General features: G+C 46.2%; 21 protein-coding genes. 12 read left to right on the top strand and 9 right to left on the bottom strand.

Annotated features, from left to right (window positions below; genetic code table 11):
• The 3 genes from AC2T0J_RS03170 (at window position 1) to AC2T0J_RS03160 (ending at window position 6,615) form a co-directional block, all read left to right on the top strand.
• Window positions 1–876, top strand: a complete 876-nt coding sequence (locus AC2T0J_RS03170) for a DMT family transporter (RefSeq protein WP_489808734.1) — start codon at window positions 1–3, stop codon at window positions 874–876.
• A 33-nt stretch (window positions 877–909) separates the two neighbouring features.
• On the top strand, window positions 910–1,551 hold the full coding sequence (locus AC2T0J_RS03165; protein WP_489808733.1) for a LysE family translocator: 642 nt from the start codon (window positions 910–912) through the stop codon (window positions 1,549–1,551).
• A 162-nt stretch (window positions 1,552–1,713) separates the two neighbouring features.
• Complete coding sequence (locus tag AC2T0J_RS03160) at window positions 1,714–6,615, top strand: hypothetical protein (RefSeq protein WP_489808732.1); 4,902 nt, start codon at window positions 1,714–1,716, stop codon at window positions 6,613–6,615.
• 3 nt (window positions 6,616–6,618) lie between these two features.
• Here the strand turns inward: AC2T0J_RS03160 and AC2T0J_RS03155 are convergent, their stop codons facing one another.
• Window positions 6,619–7,278: an SDR family oxidoreductase gene (locus AC2T0J_RS03155; RefSeq protein WP_489808731.1), complete on the bottom strand. Its 660-nt coding sequence runs from the start codon at window positions 7,276–7,278 to the stop codon at window positions 6,619–6,621.
• A 276-nt stretch (window positions 7,279–7,554) separates the two neighbouring features.
• Between AC2T0J_RS03155 and rpsF the strand changes: the two genes are divergently transcribed.
• Genes rpsF through rplI form a run of 3 tightly spaced genes read left to right on the top strand, consistent with a single transcriptional unit; the run spans window position 7,555 to window position 8,664 of the window.
• Window positions 7,555–7,944, top strand: coding sequence for a 30S ribosomal protein S6 (gene rpsF / locus AC2T0J_RS03150; RefSeq protein WP_105934615.1), 390 nt, complete (start codon window positions 7,555–7,557; stop codon window positions 7,942–7,944).
• A 12-nt stretch (window positions 7,945–7,956) separates the two neighbouring features.
• A complete protein-coding gene (gene rpsR / locus AC2T0J_RS03145) occupies window positions 7,957–8,184 on the top strand; it encodes a 30S ribosomal protein S18 (protein WP_070178620.1) in 228 nt (75 codons plus the stop codon).
• A 27-nt stretch (window positions 8,185–8,211) separates the two neighbouring features.
• Window positions 8,212–8,664: a 50S ribosomal protein L9 gene (gene rplI, locus AC2T0J_RS03140; protein ID WP_296048160.1), complete on the top strand. Its 453-nt coding sequence runs from the start codon at window positions 8,212–8,214 to the stop codon at window positions 8,662–8,664.
• Window positions 8,665–8,692: 28 nt separating this feature from the next.
• On the opposite strand, the gene AC2T0J_RS03135 is transcribed toward rplI, so the two are convergent.
• Window positions 8,693–8,878, bottom strand: coding sequence for a hypothetical protein (locus tag AC2T0J_RS03135; RefSeq protein WP_489808730.1), 186 nt, complete (start codon window positions 8,876–8,878; stop codon window positions 8,693–8,695).
• 173 nt (window positions 8,879–9,051) lie between these two features.
• Here AC2T0J_RS03135 and AC2T0J_RS03130 point away from each other — a divergent pair, with 173 nt between their 5' ends.
• Window positions 9,052–9,909, top strand: a complete 858-nt coding sequence (locus AC2T0J_RS03130; protein ID WP_489808729.1) for a LysR family transcriptional regulator — start codon at window positions 9,052–9,054, stop codon at window positions 9,907–9,909.
• Between the two features lie 28 nt (window positions 9,910–9,937).
• On the opposite strand, the gene AC2T0J_RS03125 is transcribed toward AC2T0J_RS03130, so the two are convergent.
• The 4 genes from AC2T0J_RS03125 to AC2T0J_RS03110 form a co-directional block, all read right to left on the bottom strand.
• Window positions 9,938–10,663 carry a 3TM-type holin gene (locus AC2T0J_RS03125; RefSeq protein WP_489808728.1) on the bottom strand — a complete coding sequence of 242 codons (726 nt, stop codon included), beginning with the start codon at window positions 10,661–10,663 and terminating at the stop codon, window positions 9,938–9,940.
• 11 nt (window positions 10,664–10,674) lie between these two features.
• Window positions 10,675–11,214, bottom strand: a complete 540-nt coding sequence (locus AC2T0J_RS03120; protein WP_489808727.1) for a glycoside hydrolase family 108 protein — start codon at window positions 11,212–11,214, stop codon at window positions 10,675–10,677.
• A gap of 102 nt (window positions 11,215–11,316) precedes the next feature.
• Entirely contained in the window at window positions 11,317–11,601 is a 285-nt protein-coding gene (locus AC2T0J_RS03115; RefSeq protein ID WP_489810427.1) for a hypothetical protein, read from the bottom strand.
• A 131-nt stretch (window positions 11,602–11,732) separates the two neighbouring features.
• Window positions 11,733–12,374, bottom strand: a complete 642-nt coding sequence (locus tag AC2T0J_RS03110) for an MOSC domain-containing protein (protein WP_489808726.1) — start codon at window positions 12,372–12,374, stop codon at window positions 11,733–11,735.
• A gap of 155 nt (window positions 12,375–12,529) precedes the next feature.
• Here AC2T0J_RS03110 and AC2T0J_RS03105 point away from each other — a divergent pair, with 155 nt between their 5' ends.
• Genes AC2T0J_RS03105 through AC2T0J_RS03095 form a run of 3 tightly spaced genes read left to right on the top strand, consistent with a single transcriptional unit; the run spans window position 12,530 to window position 14,574 of the window.
• Window positions 12,530–13,105, top strand: a complete 576-nt coding sequence (locus AC2T0J_RS03105) for an RNA polymerase sigma factor (RefSeq protein WP_489808725.1) — start codon at window positions 12,530–12,532, stop codon at window positions 13,103–13,105.
• A complete protein-coding gene (locus AC2T0J_RS03100) occupies window positions 13,092–13,583 on the top strand; it encodes a hypothetical protein (RefSeq protein WP_489808724.1) in 492 nt (163 codons plus the stop codon). The genes AC2T0J_RS03105 and AC2T0J_RS03100 overlap by 14 nt, the downstream gene beginning before the upstream one ends.
• 37 nt (window positions 13,584–13,620) lie before the next feature.
• A complete protein-coding gene (locus AC2T0J_RS03095; RefSeq protein WP_489808723.1) occupies window positions 13,621–14,574 on the top strand; it encodes a DUF4097 family beta strand repeat-containing protein in 954 nt (317 codons plus the stop codon).
• Window positions 14,575–14,689: 115 nt separating this feature from the next.
• Here AC2T0J_RS03095 and AC2T0J_RS03090 read toward each other — a convergent pair whose 3' ends face one another.
• A complete protein-coding gene (locus AC2T0J_RS03090) occupies window positions 14,690–15,613 on the bottom strand; it encodes a polysaccharide pyruvyl transferase family protein (RefSeq protein WP_489808722.1) in 924 nt (307 codons plus the stop codon).
• Window positions 15,614–15,642: 29 nt separating this feature from the next.
• Window positions 15,643–16,596 carry a glycosyltransferase gene (locus tag AC2T0J_RS03085; RefSeq protein WP_489808721.1) on the bottom strand — a complete coding sequence of 318 codons (954 nt, stop codon included), beginning with the start codon at window positions 16,594–16,596 and terminating at the stop codon, window positions 15,643–15,645.
• 587 nt (window positions 16,597–17,183) lie between these two features.
• Between AC2T0J_RS03085 and AC2T0J_RS03080 the strand changes: the two genes are divergently transcribed.
• A complete protein-coding gene (locus AC2T0J_RS03080; protein ID WP_489808720.1) occupies window positions 17,184–17,540 on the top strand; it encodes a DUF4097 family beta strand repeat-containing protein in 357 nt (118 codons plus the stop codon).
• Window positions 17,541–17,841: 301 nt separating this feature from the next.
• Window positions 17,842–18,093, top strand: coding sequence for a hypothetical protein (locus AC2T0J_RS03075; RefSeq protein WP_489808719.1), 252 nt, complete (start codon window positions 17,842–17,844; stop codon window positions 18,091–18,093).
• Between the two features lie 22 nt (window positions 18,094–18,115).
• On the opposite strand, the gene AC2T0J_RS03070 is transcribed toward AC2T0J_RS03075, so the two are convergent.
• Window positions 18,116–19,300 carry a DmpA family aminopeptidase gene (locus AC2T0J_RS03070; protein ID WP_489808718.1) on the bottom strand — a complete coding sequence of 395 codons (1,185 nt, stop codon included), beginning with the start codon at window positions 19,298–19,300 and terminating at the stop codon, window positions 18,116–18,118.
• Between the last annotated feature and the right edge of the window lie 70 nt (window positions 19,301–19,370).

The raw sequence follows: 19,370 nt of genomic DNA, 5'->3' as shown, positions 1-19,370 counted from the left end.
ATGATTGGCGAATTCGCTGCCCTGGCTGCGGCGTTATGCTGGGCGGTGTCTGCCCGCTTATTCAGAGTGCTGGGCAGTGCGTTTACACCGCTGGCGCTCAATTTCTGGAAGGGACTGTTGTCCGCCGGTTTGCTGTTCACTGTTTCCCTGGTATTTATACCACCCATGGAAGTACCGGTGCCGGCTTGGGGTTGGCTGTTGCTTAGCGGGATTATCGGTATTGGCCTGGGAGATACCTTTTTCTTTCAGGCGTTGAATAAAATTGGCGATGCCCAGTCAATTTTAATTGCTGAAACGCTCGCCCCGGTGTTAACCGCGCTAATCGCCATGGCATGGATTGGTGAGTGGCTGAGCTGGCAGCAATGGCTGGCCGTAGCGCTGGTGATCATCTCAGTGGATATGATTGTTAAGCTCCATAAGCGTGCGGCGTTAACCTTATTTTCGCCAACCGGATATGTGTATGCCGCGCTGGCAGCACTTTGCCAGGCAACTGGTGCTGTTATCAGTCGCGATGTGCTGACTTCTTTTAAGATTGATGCTTTTAATGCCAGCCTGATCAGGTTGCTCGGTGGGTTGCTGATCATCTGTCTTCTTATGGTGATTACCAAACAGCGCTGGCTGCCAACAACTGCCAACAAAGGCAAAACCTGGCGACTGTTTACGCTTGCTGTGTTGATTGGCACCTTTATGGCGCTGACCTTACAAATGCTGGCTTTCAGTCATACCAAAGCCGCAATTGCGCAAACTTTGCTGGCAGCCAGTGTGTTGCTCTCCCTCGCTATTGGCTGGATGTTGGGAGACAAAATCAATCACAGAGCGGGCGTCTGGTCTGCTCTTGCTGTCGCCGGGATTGCTATGTTGGTGTGGCTGGAGTAATTTAATTACATCACTTTTCTTTCGGACCGCACCATGTTTGATGATATCAATGTTATCCCGTTTATCTTCGCCTGCTTATTACTCAACATTTTGCCAGGGCCGGACTCGCTGTACATTATTGCCCGCAGTGCTACCCAGGGCGCTCGTGCCGGCGTGGTGGCGCTATTGGGGATCATGTCGGGGGTTAGCGTGCATATTGTGGCAGCCGCGCTGGGGTTAAGCGCCTTACTGGCTACCTCTGCCTGGGCTTTTACGGTGGTTAAGATTGCGGGTTGTGCTTATCTGCTGTACCTGGGCTTTTCCATGTTAATAGCAAAACAACAAATCCAGCCCGCTGAAGCGCAGAGTATTGAGTTACCCCGTCCCACAAGCCTGCAACGGATATTTGCCGGCGGCTTTTTCACCAATGTGTTAAACCCCAAGGTGGCGCTTTTCTTTCTGGCCTTTGTGCCGCAGTTTATTCCCGCTGAAGTGGCGGACAAAACGCAGATGTTTCTGGCTCTGGGAGGAATCTTTACACTCACCGGCACGTCCTGGTGCCTGCTACTCGTAATCGGCACAGTGTGGTTACGAAAACGTCTGGCTGGTATAAGCAGGGTGAGCTTTTGGCTAAACAAAGCGGCAGGCGGCCTGTTTGTGTACTTCGCCGTGAAACTGGGGCTGGCCAGTGCATAATAACCGTCAAGGAAGGTTGTTATGTTAATGTTAACAGTTGAAGTTGTTACAATACATGGCTATTATTTGTTTAAAAAATAAACAAATGTAAACCAATAACGTTTAGTGGTTACTGAAGTTCGATATCGATAGGATGCAACGTTATTAAAGCAGGATGCTTTTATGACACCACTAAAACGAAACCTTTCCAGGCTTTTGTTTCTCACCCTTGTACTCACCCTCGGCGGTGCCATTTTTGGTGTTGTTTATTACCTCAAGATGGATCGTAACGAGGATACTCTCAATACTCTGTTATTTCGTGAACTCCAGCAAGTTGAAGGCACGATTCAGCGTAGCCTGGAAAAGGTACAGGCAACCGCTAAATATACGTTGCCGGAAAAGTATGTTGACTACCAAAAAGCCGGTGCTGAGGAGAGTAAAACAGGGACTTTAACTGACCGTGAAGCACGTCTGAAAGTGTTAAAAGAAGCTAGCAAGGCCAACTTTAATAAATTGCAGAACTCTTCATCAGACCTTGCCGATATTAAAGTACATAGCGTTGATGAAAGCTACAGCTGCGGGGAGAAAGGTCAGGAGCAAGGTGTTTTTTCGTTTACTATCCCCGAGTTTAATACCGTCCGTTTTACGCTTTCGAAGCACTATCCCAATGAGCATAAGGTTTTAGTGCTAACCTTAGAAAGTAGCATTCATTATTCCTTAAAACAACGAGTAAACCGGTTTCAAACGGTTGCTCTGGTAAACGGCAACGGCGAAGTGAAGTCAGTGGTCAATCATTCCGGTAATCTGAACAACGCCAGTGAGCTATTTATCAGGGACGTTTTGAATATTTCACAAGGTCAGAATGGTGCAGTGGTTGCGCAATCAGAAAATTCAGGGGCGCGCTTGGCCAACGCACAAATTAAAAGCCTGGAAGATAGAGCTGACGCTAAACTGAAGTTAGAAGGTACGCGTTTCGAAGATGTTCGGTTAAATGATAGTGATTACCGGGTTTATCTTCATCCGGTAACGAGTAAAGGGCTTAGTGCAGATAAAACGCGTTACTATTTACTGGGAGTGCTCAAGAAAAGCGAAGTCAACGAACAAAAGCTCAAGCTGGCGCCGGATTTATTGATGTGGCTAATTTTAGTCCTATTACTGTTGATTGCCGTTATACCTTTAATCAAATTGCGTTTTATCAGTGCTACATCTGCAATTCAAAAGGGAGATAAAAGTCAGATAGTCCTGGGCTTAATGGTGTCTGTTGGGGTTATTACCATTGGGTTCTCGCAGCACTTTTTCTTTGATTACCTCATGAGCGTAAAAGAGAGGCAATTAGCCCGTATATTCGCAAATACTAAACAGGAGTTTAATACCGAACTCGGTACGTTGCTAACAGGAATTTCAGAAGTAAAGTCAGATAAAAAAAGCGAGGAAAAATTTAGCGCACATTATAAAAGTGTTTTAGATCCTGAACCGCTCATTTTTCTTAAGGATAGCCCTCCAGGAAAAGCGTTTGTGGAATCAATTACCAGCCTGGATAAAGACGGCGAAATAAATAATACAGAACAGAAGCCCATTATAATGATGTCTGAGGTGGTTAAGTATACTCAAAACATAGATTTAACCCCTCGAGAATATGTAAAAGCTGGCCAGAATGGGGACTATTGGAAATTTTCGAAAACACGCCCTTTCTGTGAAACACCGGTATGGGAGATGTACGAACGAACAAAATTGCTAGATGACAATTTGCCCTATTGTTCATTGTTTTACTGCCCGGTAGGCATCGTCTCACTATTCAATTGGCTTGTTGACACTTATTATCCTGCGCTTTATAGCAATCTTTGCGCGACGCCGGTAAAGTCAGTCGACACTTATCATTTATATCTTCAACGTGTGTTCAACATTGAGGATGGTCGTCGAAATTTAATGCTCGCTCTTGATAAAGCGATTAACCCAGGCCTGGGAGTCGCTCATGAAGGCGCTAAAAAACCAACACATATGTTCATTGCTGGCACCCGGTTATCCGCGCTGATCGACAGAGTTTTACCTATCGGCTTTGGTTATGCAGTGATTGAAAAAGATGGGGATGTTCTTTTCCATAGTGACGATTCTTTAAGTTTGATCGAGAATTTCTTTGCCGAATCAAACCAAAATCCTGAACTTTTGCTTGCCAGCAAACATGAGCATTCAGCCACGCCCACACTGATAAATGTTGAATACAAGGGCGAACCGATTAAGCTGGTGATAGGTTCGCTGGCGGAGCAAGACTCGTACTCAAACGTAGTCTCGGGTATCCCGTGGAAACTCATTATCTACTTTAATCCCCAAGGACTTCAAACTAATAATATGGTACTGGTATTTGTGGCGGTATTGTTGTTTTTAGTAGTGCTTATCCCGTCTTTTATACTGTTGCGTTATGTTACCCATCAACGATTTTGGCAGGAAGTCTGTGGTTATGATACTGAAAGGGAAAAATACTATCTTGCGCTTGGTTTTCTATTGTTTGCTGCCAGCGTATTTACGCAATTCCAAATGGGATGGGTGCAGAGTATTTTAGGCCGCTTGTTGCTCTGGGCTATTCTGTGTGCGGTTATAGCTTATTTGCTGGTCGCTGTATTTAAACTTCGTCTTGTTTTTTTCTATTGGTGGCGACAGCCCTTGCTAGCATTCTCACTGTTATTACTGCCATTAATTACAATGAACTGGTTATTTGACTCCGGCATTAATTTTAAGAAAGAAACTGTAAACTGGGTCAGTGCCGGCTTAGGTGGATTATTCCTTATTGGAAGTATTGCATTTTTTTTGCGAAAAATAGAATCGACAAGCGCAGTGCGCATATGGCTATGGATTAGGATTAAGGTGGCGCTCTTGTCGGCATGGATGGGGGTAAAGTCGAAGTACAAGCTTGTTTTAACGCTATTATTCTCAATCGTCTGTGGTTTGATTGTGTGCATTTATATGGAGACTGACTGGAGTGCAGTGATCCAATTTGTTTGGCGTTTACTTAAGATATTCATTTGGGTTGGCTTTTTGATAGTCGTTCTAGTTGCCAGCCTGAAGGCAGAAAAGTGGTATAAAAAGATTGAAAAAATAAAAGCGACGAAAAAGTCGATAGATCTAATCAGCCCAACTAATAATGCGATGGTAGTTGCGCAAGCAGAGTCATCCGATCATACGAAAACGCAAAAATATCGAAGGGAATCGACCCGATTTTCTAAAGGTTATGTTTTCTTTTTGACAGGCATGGTGTACCTCGGAGCCTCGACACCGGCTTCATTAGTTGCCTACAGTGCCCATGATTATTTACTGCAGCGCCAATCACAGTTTGAAGAAGCACACATCCGCAGTGAAATAGAACAGAAAGAACAGGGCTTTGCAGAGTATATAAAATTCATCACGAGAGGCGTATGCCAATCGCCTGATAATCATACGCTATGCAATTTAACACTCAAAATAGATTTCAACGATTTGTTGAGAACCTATTTTCCGCGCGGGGCATTTTGCCCAAAAGATCTGGAAGGTTGCAAATCTGCCTGGGCTGGCTTGTATAAACACGAGAAGATGTCGAAAACTATTCAGCAGAACACCGATAATGTTTTTGACTTGTTATTTAGTAAAACACCCAGCGAAACAGAGTTTATCAGTCACCTGTCTTATGCAGCGAAACAGGATTTGAAAGTAAAACAAGATAGTCATTCAGCGGTTCATACCGATGCAGACGACTATGAATTACGCTATCGAACAGACCTATTGATGATGAGTGCCATTAGCAACAATTCTGGTGCAATGATCATGTTACTGATGATGTTTGGCTTGCCTTACGGTCTTTATATGGTAACGCGCCAACTTATTGTCAAGCGCCTGTTAGGGGAACACATTCAGGATCAATACAGAGTGCGAAAAGGGTGCGATAACGATACGTTATATGCTAGGGAATTTCCGCGGTTTAACGTATCGTCTAATGGACACTCTTTACTGGTACTCAATACAACTCGCCTTTGCGCCGAACGTGAGCTAAAAAAAGCAGCATCATCCACCCCTTGTATGTTGTATGAGAATAATGTGTTCAGAGTCGTCGACAGCCTGAATAAATATTACAGCTCAACACAGCACGGTGATGTTTTTTATTTTATGTCGGAGCTTAAGAAGTGGCTGGTTAACCATAATGAGCCAACCGTTGTCGTTGCCATTTCCGGCCTTGAGCAGGTCAGCCGCAACGAGGAATTACGAAAAGACGCTCTCGGACTGCTCTATGAGCTGCACTTACATAGCCGGGTTTTGCTGGTGATTGTGGCTGAAACGGCACCTTTATACCGACTGCTCCATCCGGAAGCCTACGAAGCATGTCAGGCAGCGCCTGATATAGATGAAAAGACCGGTTGGACTAAACTTTTTTCTGAATGTGAAAAACACTACGCGTGGTCACCAGTGTGTAAACAGCGCGTGGGGAATCCTTTTGATATTAAACAACTTCTACATCACGAGTGCTGGGCGTGGCCTGAAATTGTAGCGCTTAAAGAGGCATTCATAACCCACACGATTAAAAGTAACTTTAATCAACGGGTAAGCAAACAAATTAGAGTGAGAGACTTAAAAGCCCCCGTTTATAATGAATGTTGGGAACCAGAGCAGTTGATTGAGTTCATGTTGGTTCATGCGGGGCCCCTATACCGGCGTAAATGGGAAGAATGTACGGTTAAAGAAAAGTTGATCTTGTGGAAAATGGCGCATGGTGCGAGTATTAATCCAGAAAGTGCAGTGACCATAGAACGGTTGGTTCGGCGCTGTTACTTATTCCGTGATAAAGGTTGGCATATTGTTAATGAGAGTTTTAGACAGTTTATAATAACGGCTGAACCAGACTCCGTCGTTAAGGGCTGGATGGACAATTCGAGCAGTGGCGTATGGAGCGTGCTGCGTATTCCTATTTTTGCAGTGCTTTTGGTACTACTGGCCATCTTTATTTATTCAAGCGGCAGCTCTCTGAATTCACTGCTAAGTATAGCCACCGCCACGCTGGGCCTGATCCCATTGCTCATTAAGAACTTGAGCCTGCTGCGTGGGGGCGGCACTGAGATCGAGTAGAATTCAGATATTCCTGCTGAGTGTTTCAACTGCGTCACGAATAGTGTCGTTACCATCGGTAAGCTCAATGATCTGCCTGCGGATGGTAGGGTTAGCAATAATCGCTGCCAGGGTATTCGCCACATTACCGCGTTTAACCGAACCATAGGTGAGTGCATAATCGAGACTGACCTTGTCGTTGGCATCCTCATCGAGCAGAGTGCCCGGGCGTAATATTACCCAGTCCAGTGATGATTTAACCAGGCTGGCATCGGCCGCTTTCTTGACCTGCATGTAATGTTCAAACCCTTCGCCCAACCCTTTGGTACGTCCTGCTTCTGGGAAGGCGGAGACTAAATAAAAGCGTCTAATGCCTAGCTCCTCGGCCAGCTCTGTCAGTAGTGCCGGGGTGTCGCCATCTATTTTGTTGGTGCGATCTTTACCGCTGCCTGCTGCGCCGGCGCTAAATATAATGGTGTCGTGTCCGTCGAGCAGTTTTTTATACTCACTTCGGTCAAGTTCCATTATATCGCCTTCAACAGGTGTCGCGCCTTGCTGATTGAGTGAATCGGCCTGTTCAGGCTTACGGTGTAACGCTGTTACTTCGTGCCCCTGAGCAATCAGTTGCGGCAGAAGACGATAACCAACACCACCGGTTGCACCGATAAAGAATATACGACTCATAAAACCTCCTGAGATGAGTAAGAAAAATAGTGTCCGTACCTGATGGTATGGGGATGCAGTAGTCCGGTTTCTACCTGGGATGCTGAATTAGGATTAACGGGCAAGCACGCGAGTGGATCAGACAAGGCTGGGAGGTCTGCAATATTCGTTGAATAAAGCTTGTACAGTGATAAGAAGCTCTATATAATGCGCGCCCTTACAGCCGCCCAAATTAAGTTCCTTGTCTCCATGCAGATGGCTGTACTGCGCGAGGCTACAACCGTAAGGAGCGTTTAAATGCGTCATTACGAAATCGTTTTTATGGTTCACCCTGACCAGAGTGAACAAGTACCCGGTATGATCGAGCGTTATACCACTATCCTGAAGCAAGATGGCGGACAAATCCATCGCTTGGAAGACTGGGGCCGTCGTCAACTGGCTTACCCAATCGAAAAACTGCACAAAGCACACTATGTTCTGATCAACGCTGAAGCAACTGCTGCTGCGGTTGAAGAACTGGAAACTGCTTTCCGTTTCAACGACGTTATCCTGCGCAACATGGTTATGCGTACTAAAGGCGCGGTAACCGAAGCTTCTCCTATGATGAAGGAAGAGCGTCGTGAACGTCGTGAAGATTCTGCCCCTCGTGGCGAGCGTGCAGAAAAACCTGCAGCAAGCGAAGAATAAGGAGAATTAATCATGGCTCGTTTTTTCAGACGTCGTAAATTCTGCCGTTTTTCTGCAGAAGGTGTTGTTGAGATTGATTACAAAGATATCGCTACGTTGAAAAACTACGTAACTGAAAGCGGTAAAATTGTACCTAGCCGTATTACCGGCACCAGCGCTAAATATCAGCGCCAACTGTCTAGTGCTATTAAGCGTGCACGTTTTCTTGCACTGCTTCCGTACACTGACTCTCATAAGTAATTTGGCGAAGAATAAGGGGTAGCATCGATGGAAATCATTCTACTGGATAAAATCGCCAACTTAGGCGGTCTGGGTGACACTGTCACTGTTAAAGCTGGTTTTGCACGTAACTTCCTTTTCCCACAAGGTAAAGCGGTTCCTGCAACCAAAGCAAACGTTGAAAAATTTGAAGCGCGTCGCGCAGAGCTGGAAGCAAAAATCGCTGAACAGCTGGCTGCTGCTCAGGCGCGTGCCGACAAAGTTACTGAGCTTGGCGAAGTAACTATTGCTGCACCAGCAGGTGAAGAAGGCAAACTGTTCGGTTCTGTCGGTACTCAGGATATCGCTGATGCGATTACTGCAGCTGGCGTTGAAGTAGCGAAAGCAGAAGTTAAACTGCCTACCGGTACACTGCGTGAAACTGGCGAGTACGACATCGACCTGCAATTACACTCTGATGTAATGGCAACTGCTAAAGTAGTTATCATCGCTCAGGCGTAAGCGCTAAGTGATATAGAAAAAACCGCGCTCAGGCGCGGTTTTTTTTTGTCTTTATTTTATTTCGCCAAAGTCGGGTAATGTGCTGGTAGATAGCTTTTAAATCCTGCCATAACAACAACGGTGGCATTGCAGGCATATACGGCATAGGTAAATTTTTCTGGGTATGTCGTTTGGGGTAAACCTGAGTGCTGTCTTCGTTCTTTTTATCTGTCATCGCGTTGACCTGTTAGCTTTAATTGCTTAAAGCTTAATAATCTTTTATTATTTATTTAATCTAATAATTCTTTTTCCTGTTTTAAGTTAATCTTAATAATTGGGGCACTGATGAATAGCAACAAATCCGGAAATAGCCTGTCTTTGCTCAGCAGCCCAACCGTTGATCTGGATATGCTGCGTTCCTTTATTGCCATCGCAGAAACCGGCAGTATGACAAAGGCCGCAAAAATGGTATTCAGGACACCTGCTGCAGTCAGCATGCAGGTCAAAAAACTGGAAACATTGCTGGATAAAAGTTTGCTGGAGCGAAACACCCGTTCGATCAACCTCACCAGTGATGGCGAAGTGCTACTGAGTTTCGGCCGTAAAATGCTCGCACTAAATCATTCCTTAATGGATGCATTTATTGCCCCGCAGCTTGAGGGAACAATACGGCTCGGTCTTCCTGAACAGTTTGGGGTAACGGAATTACCCGCTATTCTGTCTCAATTTAGATTGAGTTTTCCCCACGTTAATTTGGATGTCGAGCTGGGGCGCAGCGTTGACATTAGCCATAAATTTAACCGCGGTGAGATCGATATTGGAATTATATCAACCAATGAGACCGCCATGCTAAAAGAAAGTAGCAAGTTCTTGCGCTCAGAGCCTCTTTATTGGGTCTGTCAAAAAGGCAGTACGATTGCTGCAGATAACGTATTGCTTCTGTCACTTGCCGAGCCTGGATGCTCCTGGAGAAAGCTGGCGCTAGAAGCATTGGACAACGCCAACATTCCCTACAGAATTGCCTATACCAGTGATACTTCCATGGGGCAACTGGCGGCGGTAGAAGCTAACCTTGCAGTCGCTGCTGTGCCAGAATCGCTTATCAGAAAACGACAGGCCACTATACAGGTTGTTGATGATCTTCCGGCGTTGGGTAGTGTAGAGTCGTATCTCCTGATCGCCGGAACGGCCTCTAATGCAGCACAAACTCTGGCTGGTTATATCGAGGTATTATTAACTGAAAAAAAACATACGCCGTTTCAGTAGCATTATGCATAAGTCAACATTAGTGAGCCTATCTGCGGCCTAATTTTCGTGGTCCAAAGCGTCGACGAGAAATCACTTGCTCTTCATCTTCCCGCTGCATCTCAGCAATTTTGGCCTTCAGTACCTGTTGGCTGTTACTGTCGGGATCGTTCGTTTCGCCGCCTTTCTCCAGGTGAATCAACGCCGCTTCAACCACAGGGTTGACCTGATTAGCCCGAGAGGTGTCAAAGTCGGATTGTTTGGCCAGGGTATCGCCAAATACTCTATCGGGCTCATCGTTATTCATCTCCAGCTTTCTGAATTCAGCTTTGGTTTCAATTAGTGCTTTAACCGCCTGCGCCTGGGTTTCATTAAACTTAAATTGCTGACTTTTAAGCTGCATTCTGCCGCCAAAATAAAAGGCAATGATAACGCTGAGCAGTGTCCAGTAGCCGTCTGGGATCGAACTCAATGCCAGCGTGATCTCGGCAAGATGGATTGGCGAAATATAGGCAATCACAAAAATAAACAGAATCAGCGAGACGATCATGGGCCGGATAAGGCGGTTGAAGGCATCAGCCAGAGAGTCAGCCCAGGTGCGGTTTTGACGGGCGTTAAACTCGGCTTGGTAGGCTTTTAACAGTGCCATCTGTTCATCGGCAGCACGTTGGGCGTCTTTTTCTTTGTTGGACGTGAAAACGCCGGCCACGGTTTCTACGCCTTTGGAGACGGAGTCGGTGATGGCTGAAATAGGGTTTTCAAACAATTTGCTCATACCCGACTCTCCTAGGCCACACGGTAATCAGGCAGAAAACTTCTGGCCCTGGCCAGCCAGCCCTTAAGAAAGACATTCTGACTGGCATCGTTCGTCACAATGTCGGCATAAAACATCTGGCGCTCTTCCACTAATGCTAAAATCATCCAGTCGCCTAGCTCTTGTAAACAAGCATAGGCCTGAGCTTTACTCTTAGGGCCCATCAGGCCGTCCACGACCAGTGGGCCGTAGCCTGCATCGTTACAGACTTCCTGCAAAAATTTTATGGCTCGTCGGGGGCCGTGATTCACAGCACTGTCGAACAGGAAAGGCTGGATAGCGGGCGGCAATTTATCGATGCGAGGGATACGGTAATAATTGAGTTCGTAAATATCTCTGGCCGTCTCCACATCCAGCGCTTTTACCATGTCAGCGGTTACAGCGACTTCCAGGTAGCGGGAGAGCGTCTTTTGGGTTATGCCGAAATTAGTCGGCCCACCACGATCTGCCGGATGATTCACAAAACCACCTTCCTTAACCAGGATTTCGTCGATCATAGTCTCTACATCCATGTTGCCTCCGGCTTTAGGTTGTCGCGTGCTGATTAATAATTAAACACATAAACCGGGTAGTTTGCCACTTTTGCGGTTAATTAATATACAGCTGGTGGACGATTAAGCCTGGAACAGGAGGCGGTATGCTCGCAACACCAGGCGGACACTGGTGTGGGTGGTAATCAGTTGCGCCTGGCATAGGCGGTCTTTGCCCTGCCGACGTGTATAGACCAAGGCCTGGATGGCTTTATTACGTGAACGTATACGAACACGTTCCCGTTGATAATAGGGTATGTCCTCCCAGTTGTTTGTCGTGTTGAGTTGTAGGCGGGTTAACCAGATAACTGAACCGCGCACGGTGTTGTGCGGCGATGGTTGAATAAACCGATAGCCTTCGTCACCCATGCGCAAGCGCCATCCGTATAAAACCGCCGGAGAAGAGGGCACCGTCACCAAACAAGCGGCGCTGGTAGCGCGGGAGCAGCAATGTACCGTAACAAAATACAGCTGTTGATGTGTGTGGCACGGCCAGGGTGTCAGCGCCGGCCTTTAGCCGTGGCTTTTTCACATTTACCACGCCATTCATCATCCAGTACTCCCAGGCTCAGGTAGTCACTGGCTTTGGTAAAATAATCCGGGTTGTAAACGCTACGCATCAAGTTGCCGACGCTAACTGTATGAGATGGCCGACGTTCAAGAGCAACGTTATCGCCGGTGTGAATGATGCCTGTTTTCAGCACCCGGTAATACCAGCCGGTAATCCCATGGTTACCAGTAAAACGATCGAGATTGGGCATGTCGAAGCGGTGGTTAATTTTATTGCACGGTGCTCGGGGAGCAGCCACTTGTACGACGACTTCGCCAAAGGCGTACACATCACCAATCATCACATTTTGATCGGTCATACCATCGACTGTGATATTTTCGCCAATACTACCAGCGATAGCCTGATCAGCCAAAGCGGGGTATTGTTGCTTTATCAACTCGTAACCTGCGAGACTGTACTGATGAAGGACTTTTTCCGGGCCGCCGTGTAAGCGCTTATTGGCTTGCGAGTCTTCGTCGGTTCTGTCCTGATGAACGGTAAGAAAATAGACCGGCTGTTTACAGATGGCTGAGAGAGCCTTTCTGGGCCCGAGCGGGGCGGGTTTTCCGGCATACAGAGCGGCGACTTTCATAACAGTTCCTTTTTATTAGCGGGGCGCTCCGTATTGTAGCGAAATTCGCTTTAAACGAAATACAAGAAATATTATTAAGTCGTTTAAACCTTTTGATAAAAGCCGGCGACAAAGCTTTTGACAACACTAATGATAAGTAAGCAGACACACTCAGTATGACGGTAGAACAGGGAAATGTAGTAAATGCCAAGGCGGCATTTACCCAACATCAACTGCAGCAGCAAATTGAAGCGGCACAGCAGGGCGATATGGTTGCCTACAGGCAATTGTACGACCGGTTTGTAGGCAAGGTATATGCGTTGAGTTATCGGTTAACCGGCGATGCTGCGATGGCAGAAGATGCCACCCAGGAAGTGTTTGTTCAGGTATGGCAGAAGTTAGGCAATTTTTCAGGAAAGAGCCAGTTCGCCACCTGGTTACACAGCGTGACAGCCAACATCACAATTAGCTATCTGCGAAAGCAAAAAGGATGGTTAAAGCGGATGTTCTCTATGGAGCCTGAAACCGAACAGCAGTTACTGGCAGAACCGGCAACCGATCTGACACAACTGGATAAATGTATTGTGAGGTTACCCGAACGGGCGCGACTGGTTTTTGTTTTGCACGCGATTGAAGGTTATCGACACGAGGAGATTGGTCGTATGCTGAATATGGCCACCGGTACCAGTAAAGCCCAGTACCACCGGGCCAGAACGTTATTAGAAGAATGGTTGGGAGATGGTAGTGAATAACCACTCAGACAAGTTAAAGCAACAACTCGATACGCTATCCGATGATATTAAGCCATCACGGGATCTATGGCAGGGCATCGAACTAGCCATTACCCATGATACGCCGGCAAAACCGGTGCGTTCTTGGTGGCCGCTGGCGGCTGCCGCTGGCTTGGTTTTACCGGCAGTTCTGGTATGGCTGTTTATGAGTAGTGGGCTACCACCGGTGGGCTCTACCAATCCAACGGTGGTAGCCCAGATGAGTAAACAATTTGAATCGCAGAAGGCTTCATTACTGGTGGCTTACCGCGACCAGAACGCCGTGGCTGATAACTGGCAGGGGCAGCTGGCTGAACTTGAGTCGGCGGCCGATGCAATAAAGGCCGCGTTGAAAAACGATCCGAATAACATGGCGCTCTTGCGAATGCTGCAAAGCGTGTATCAACAACAGATTGACCTGATTGAGCGAGTGCACGCGCCCAAATGGCAACAAATTTAATAGGTGAATTATGCAATCTTTAACGACGACACATTTTATGAAGAAATTTTATTGGGGCGCAGCAGTGGCAGGCGTACTACTGTCTGCGAGTGCGCTGGCACAGGAAAAAATCGACCGGGTGCTGGATACCGACAGCAAGCCCTTTGTGGAAATGGAACACGTGTATGGCAAAGCCGATATCAAAACCTGGGATAAAAATCAGGTCAGAATAACCGGTACCCTGGGAGAGCTGACGGAGGAGTTTACCTTTGAAAAACGCGGTAACTCAGTGGTGATTGATGTGGAGGTCAAAAATAATCACTATCGCTGGGAAGATAAAGACGAAGCGAAGGACAATTTAACCGTATTTGTACCGGTAGGCAGCCGCTTTGCCTATGAAACGGTGAATGCCGACGTAAAGATAGAAGGACCACAGGGCGGCACATCCATTGAAGTGGTTAACGGCGATATTGAGGGCCGTAATCTGGGCGGTAAGGTCAACGTTGAGTCAGTTAATGGTGACATAGAGCTCAAAGGGATATCCGGCATGTTGACTGTTGAAGCGGTTAATGGCGATATTGAAGTAGAGCACGACAGCACAGAACCACTCGAGGTAGTCAGTGTTAACGGTAAAATTGAGCTGAAGAGTAGCAGTCGGGAAGTCAGTGTGGAAACCGTGAACGGTGATTCGTCCCTGGAACTGTTGGAAGTGGATGATCTGGAGATGACTTCAGTAAACGGTGACGCCCGGGTGTCCATGAGCCTGGCTGATAATGCGGATGTTGAGGTCGACACCGTAGGCGGTAGCATTACATTGAACTTCAGTGGCGATGTGTCTGCCCGCTTTGAACTGGAAGCGCATGCTGGTGGCAAAATTATTAACAATATTAACGATACCAAAGTAAACAAAGCCAAATATGGCCCTGGTCAGTGGGTAGACTTTACCGAAGGCAGCGGCAACAGCCGGGTAAGAGTGTCTACCGTAAACGGTAAGGTGACAGTTAGCTCATGAGCCAACTGTCACCCATTATCAATGAGTGGTGCACTTATTATCTGAATTCGGGCGTCATTCAGCGTGGACTTGTTATATTTGTGTCTTAACTTTATTGTTTCTAAGATATTTTGAATTATAGAGCAGTTTTTTCAAAGCAAACTTTGTGTCCGAATTTTTTTTCAATCACTTCTATGAGCTTATCTAATTTTTCTTCCATCATAATTCGATCAGTTAAATAAAACTGACGTTGTTGAAGTTGCTTAAGATGCTCGGCCAGCATTTTTAAACTCTTATTAGAAGACGTTTTCGGAGGAGGAGCGTCAAATTTAGCGGTGAATACATTCAAATTCGATAAGGTTCGCTTAATTGTATTTTTTAGCTTAATCTTTGAAGATTTTTTTTTGTCTCCTATCCAGATAGGTTCTGCGTAAGAAAATTGAATCGGTAATGAGAAAGATTCGGTCCAATCAAACCATTTGTTTTCATTAATATGGTCGTACATTTTGACTGGTTGCCAAGGAATGCCAAAGGTATCGGCGATAATAGCACCATGCATGGCTTCGCAAATAACCCGTTCAGATTGTGCTAGTGCGGTGATGAATGCTTCGACAGATAGTCTTGGGTCAATAACATTGACACCTGTGAGTGCAGAAAAATGCTCCCAGTCCGCATTATTCATACTAAAAACGTGAGGTATATAGCTAACTTCATGTTTTTTGGCAATGTTTGAAATGTCTAAATACTTAGAGAGTAAATATGCACCGTCCAAAGTAAGTGTCTCTTTGGGCAACCCAAGCGCTTCTATTGTTCTCGGGCCTCTAACTCCAATAAACTCCCATTGGTTATTTATATTAGGTTTTTCACCGTATCCAAAGCCTGAAGTCGCTACGATATAGCGTTTAGCTTCAGGTATATGATGATTGAGTAACGTACCTATACCAATAAATAATGTACTATCATCGTCGTTAAACTCATCGGGAAGCATTCTTTTCCAAAGCCACGGGTTTATATCGTCTCCAACGTTGCCATGTGTGGACTCCCAATAAAAAAGTTTCATAGGCTTACATCTTCCTTCGTTGAAAGCGATTAATGTGATCTAAAAAAGAATCGAAAATAATAAGCGATAATGACATCATTGATTGACGATTTTTTGCCTGGTTTAGCCCAAAACACCCACTTGAGAATGCCCCCCCAAGCCAAAGAATAAGCTGGTCTTTTCCTTATAAAATTCAAGATAGGACGGATCTTAATCAGATCCGGCAATATCATTTGATTTTCACCTTGACTTGCTACACTCAGCCAAAATCGCTCGAAAGCGGGCTTGTCGATATTCTGTATCATTTGACAGACATGCTCATATGAACCTTCTATCGCGATATTGAGTTGTTCTTTTCGATACTTACGGGTAAGACTGCTATCATTAATACGGTAGCTCAAGAGTTGCTTTTTGATACCACCAAATATAAAGCCTCGTTCAACTAGCTTGAGGAAAAGGAGGTAGTCTTCCGCATTTCTTACTTGCGGAATGCCGCCAACATCTCTTATTGCCTCAGTTTTGACAATCGTACTCGGTGTGCAAATCCTGCTATTCAGTAATAGTTCAGCCTTTAGAATATCAGAATCCGTGCTAATTGGATGTTCGCCAATGCAATTCCCTTCCATATCAATGTATTTGACATCCGAACCACAGAAAGTCAATTGTGGGTTTTCCTGGAGATAATCAACTAATGTCGCTAGTCGGTCAGGGTGAGAAATATCATCAGCATCGTTTCTTGCGAAATATTCTCCTTTGGCTAGCGCTAATCCCTTGTTAAGCGAATAACCTACGCCAAAGTTTTGCTCGTTAGTTATTAATCTGATGCGGGCGTCGGATTCAGCGTATGCCATCAAAATTTGCTTCGTCGTCTGATTGCTGCCATCGTCGATTATGATGAATTCAAAGTTATTGTAAGTTTGATTGAGTATGCCTTCTATGGATTGCTTGAGATGCACTGGATTGCCATTTAGTAAAGGCATGACAACTGACACAAATGGGGGCATCGGCTTTTCCTGTAGTAGATAAATACCAGGTTCTTAGGTTTAGAATCGCTAATTTTAACAACTTAAGTATTAATCGTATTTCATAAAATTAACGATATATATCATTAGTTTTAGAGTATAAGCTGGTAAATTCAATTGCCCAGTTTATACTTCGAGCGAGAGACTAACTGGCTGTCTCTTTATAGCACAAACGGACCGCATTTTAAGGCAAAGATATTGATTATTCATTACTAAGCAGAAAGCAGTGGTCTGTATTCGCATTAAAAATGGCAAACTTATTCCGCTTAATGTTGGCTTATAAAAACAACCAATAAACTTACTTACTGTCGTTAAGCTTGGCTTAATAAACCTGTGGCATAAATAGCACTATTCTCAACGCAGCCTGTGTTTGTTGCGAAAAATGTGCGGTTAGAGTTTATGCGGCGTTCTATACATCAAAATAATGTCTATGCAGCGCGCTTATTCATTTTTCTGCCTCTGGCGAATCACTGCCTGTCAGCGATTGTAATCCTGCAACGGGTAGTAATGAACGCCCGCAAACCATTGGCGATATTGAAGCAGAACATGACAATCCTGAGCCACTCAGTGTGGTTTGTGTAAATGGTAAAATTGAACTAAAGAGCAGTAGTCGTGAAGTGAGTGTCGAAACGGTAAATGGCGATTCAACGCTGGAGCTGGGCGAGGTCGTCGGTCTTGAAATGACGTCGGTAAACGGTGATGCGCGGGTATCGATGAGCCTGTCTGATAGTGCTGACGTAGAAGTCGATACCGTAGGCGGCAGTATTACACTTATCTTTAAACAGGATGTGTCTGCCCGCTTTGAGCTGGAAGCACACGCGGGTGGCAGCATTCGTCATAACATCAACGATAGCAAAGTCAGCAAGGCCAAATACGGCCCGGCCAGTGGATCGATTTCACCGAAGGTGGCGGCAACAGCCGGGTAAGAGTCTCCACAGTAAACGGCCGGGTAACGGTTAGTAAGTGAATGAGTGACACAGTCACTCATTCATCCCAGAGATTTCGAAAGAAATCATCCGGGATCTCTTTTGCCGTCATACCGGAAGATACGCAGTATCTATCCGGTATCTCCCCAAAAGTGTTACTCATCCAAAAGAACATTTGCAGGTAGCCAGGCTATTAAGGAGATACTGGCTCGGAGGCTGGTATGACGGTAAGAAATGTCTCCCGGGATCTCCACGGAAATATTTGTTACTCTGACCAGCCTGTTAACCACTCCACAATTTCATGGCAAAACCGAATAAAAAAGGGCCGGTAAAAACTGTCCAGATAGCCTGTTTACACTGTAAAGCACCGCTCTTTAAGTATCGAAAGGGCGGTAAAGGTGCACTGGTGAAGTGCTTTAAAGAGCGAATTGTTGAAGATCACACCACAGCCCCGTGCCACTGCCCGGGCTGTGGTCAGGAATTTGCCCGGGCAACCCTTATTCGGGGCGTGCCCGCCTATAAGATGATAGGCGGTAAAGTACACATGAAGTGAGGCGGTTTAAGTTTTCGGCGGGTTACTGGCTAAGCAGCGCTTTTACTTTATCGATGGGTAAAGCATTTGCTTCACCATGAAATCCCTTCACGTCCTCAGCCATCAGCAAGCTGTTATAGATAGCTTCTTCGGTCGCTTCGATAACAGCCTGAAACAACGGCGAAACAGTATTGTTCGAAAGAGAAGGGGTATGGTGAAGCTGTTCACTTTCGCTGCGGCGTAGGGCCTCGGCTGTACTGAATGCAATGACATAATCGCCGGAACCGTTGGTCAGGCTGGCGCCGGTTCTGGCCACTCCGCCCATAGCCCGCTTAGCAAGTCGGTAAAGATTTCGGTCTGATAGCGGCGCATCAGTGGCAATAACAATCATAATCGAGCCATCTGCCGCTGAGTCGTTATTCAACGCATTAGACAGATAATACTGGTCAAGCTTAACGCCTACCGGCTCACCATCTATTTGCAGGATCCCTCCAAAATTACTTTGCACCAGAACCCCAAGCGTATAGCCGCCAAGACTCTGTGGCAATTTACGACTGCTGGTACCAATACCACCTTTAAAACCGAAGGCCCGGGTGCCCGCTCCGGCGCCCACATTGCCCTCTGCAACCGGGCCGCTGGCTGCCTGTTCAATTGCCCTTATAACATGCCTGGGCTTCACAAAACGGCTACGGATATCATTTAAGAAACCGTCGTTGGTTTCTCCGACTACGGCGTTCACCGAGCGGACGTCTTCGTTTCCCGGTTGGCTCAGTGTCCACTCCACAACCCCGGCAATGCCTTCTGCCACATTCAATGTGTTGGTCAGGATAATGGGCGTTTCTATCTCACCTAATTCCAGGATCTGACTGATGCCCGCCATCTTGCCGTAGCCATTTCCCACGTACACCGCGGCCGGTACCTTATTCTTGCGCAGGTTGCCCGGAGCCGGAATAATCGCGGTTACGCCGGTATGCTGAGCTACGCCGTCACTGAGGGTGACCTGGCCTACTTTCACCCCGGCAACGTCAGTAATAGCGTTGAGCGGCCCGGTCTGTAGTACGCCTGGTTTAACATCCAGCTCACGAGCTCTGAGTTGTTCAGCTTGCACCATGAGACTTTGGCTGACCATTACCATAACGATGAGAGCCCTGGATAATGATGTGATAGTACGCATAGATTGTTCCCGATAGGCTGAAGGATGAACGCTGAGTAACGTCCGCTTAGTCATTAATCATACCTGTATCGGGCGGCATGTTGTAAAAGGGTAAGCGCGGTTAATCTGCTATTGAACCTGACAG

The organism is Alteromonas sp. ISO5, from assembly GCF_058105165.1.
The sequence above is the reverse complement of the archived record's forward strand: the minus strand, read 5'-3'. Positions and strand labels throughout refer to the sequence as shown.

Coding starts and splice junctions, on each gene's coding strand:
- AC2T0J_RS03170 (WP_489808734.1), top strand. CDS start 1: ATGATTGGCGAATTCGCTGCCCTGGCTGCGGCGTTATGCTGGGCGGTG.
- AC2T0J_RS03165 (WP_489808733.1), top strand. CDS start 910: ATGTTTGATGATATCAATGTTATCCCGTTTATCTTCGCCTGCTTATTA.
- AC2T0J_RS03160 (WP_489808732.1), top strand. CDS start 1,714: ATGACACCACTAAAACGAAACCTTTCCAGGCTTTTGTTTCTCACCCTT.
- AC2T0J_RS03155 (WP_489808731.1), bottom strand. CDS start 7,278: ATGAGTCGTATATTCTTTATCGGTGCAACCGGTGGTGTTGGTTATCGT.
- rpsF (WP_105934615.1), top strand. CDS start 7,555: ATGCGTCATTACGAAATCGTTTTTATGGTTCACCCTGACCAGAGTGAA.
- rpsR (WP_070178620.1), top strand. CDS start 7,957: ATGGCTCGTTTTTTCAGACGTCGTAAATTCTGCCGTTTTTCTGCAGAA.
- rplI (WP_296048160.1), top strand. CDS start 8,212: ATGGAAATCATTCTACTGGATAAAATCGCCAACTTAGGCGGTCTGGGT.
- AC2T0J_RS03135 (WP_489808730.1), bottom strand. CDS start 8,878: ATGACAGATAAAAAGAACGAAGACAGCACTCAGGTTTACCCCAAACGA.
- AC2T0J_RS03130 (WP_489808729.1), top strand. CDS start 9,052: ATGCTGCGTTCCTTTATTGCCATCGCAGAAACCGGCAGTATGACAAAG.
- AC2T0J_RS03125 (WP_489808728.1), bottom strand. CDS start 10,663: ATGAGCAAATTGTTTGAAAACCCTATTTCAGCCATCACCGACTCCGTC.
- AC2T0J_RS03120 (WP_489808727.1), bottom strand. CDS start 11,214: ATGGATGTAGAGACTATGATCGACGAAATCCTGGTTAAGGAAGGTGGT.
- AC2T0J_RS03115 (WP_489810427.1), bottom strand. CDS start 11,601: ATGGGTGACGAAGGCTATCGGTTTATTCAACCATCGCCGCACAACACC.
- AC2T0J_RS03110 (WP_489808726.1), bottom strand. CDS start 12,374: ATGAAAGTCGCCGCTCTGTATGCCGGAAAACCCGCCCCGCTCGGGCCC.
- AC2T0J_RS03105 (WP_489808725.1), top strand. CDS start 12,530: ATGACGGTAGAACAGGGAAATGTAGTAAATGCCAAGGCGGCATTTACC.
- AC2T0J_RS03100 (WP_489808724.1), top strand. CDS start 13,092: ATGGTAGTGAATAACCACTCAGACAAGTTAAAGCAACAACTCGATACG.
- AC2T0J_RS03095 (WP_489808723.1), top strand. CDS start 13,621: ATGAAGAAATTTTATTGGGGCGCAGCAGTGGCAGGCGTACTACTGTCT.
- AC2T0J_RS03090 (WP_489808722.1), bottom strand. CDS start 15,613: ATGAAACTTTTTTATTGGGAGTCCACACATGGCAACGTTGGAGACGAT.
- AC2T0J_RS03085 (WP_489808721.1), bottom strand. CDS start 16,596: ATGCCCCCATTTGTGTCAGTTGTCATGCCTTTACTAAATGGCAATCCA.
- AC2T0J_RS03075 (WP_489808719.1), top strand. CDS start 17,842: ATGGCAAAACCGAATAAAAAAGGGCCGGTAAAAACTGTCCAGATAGCC.
- AC2T0J_RS03070 (WP_489808718.1), bottom strand. CDS start 19,300: ATGACTAAGCGGACGTTACTCAGCGTTCATCCTTCAGCCTATCGGGAA.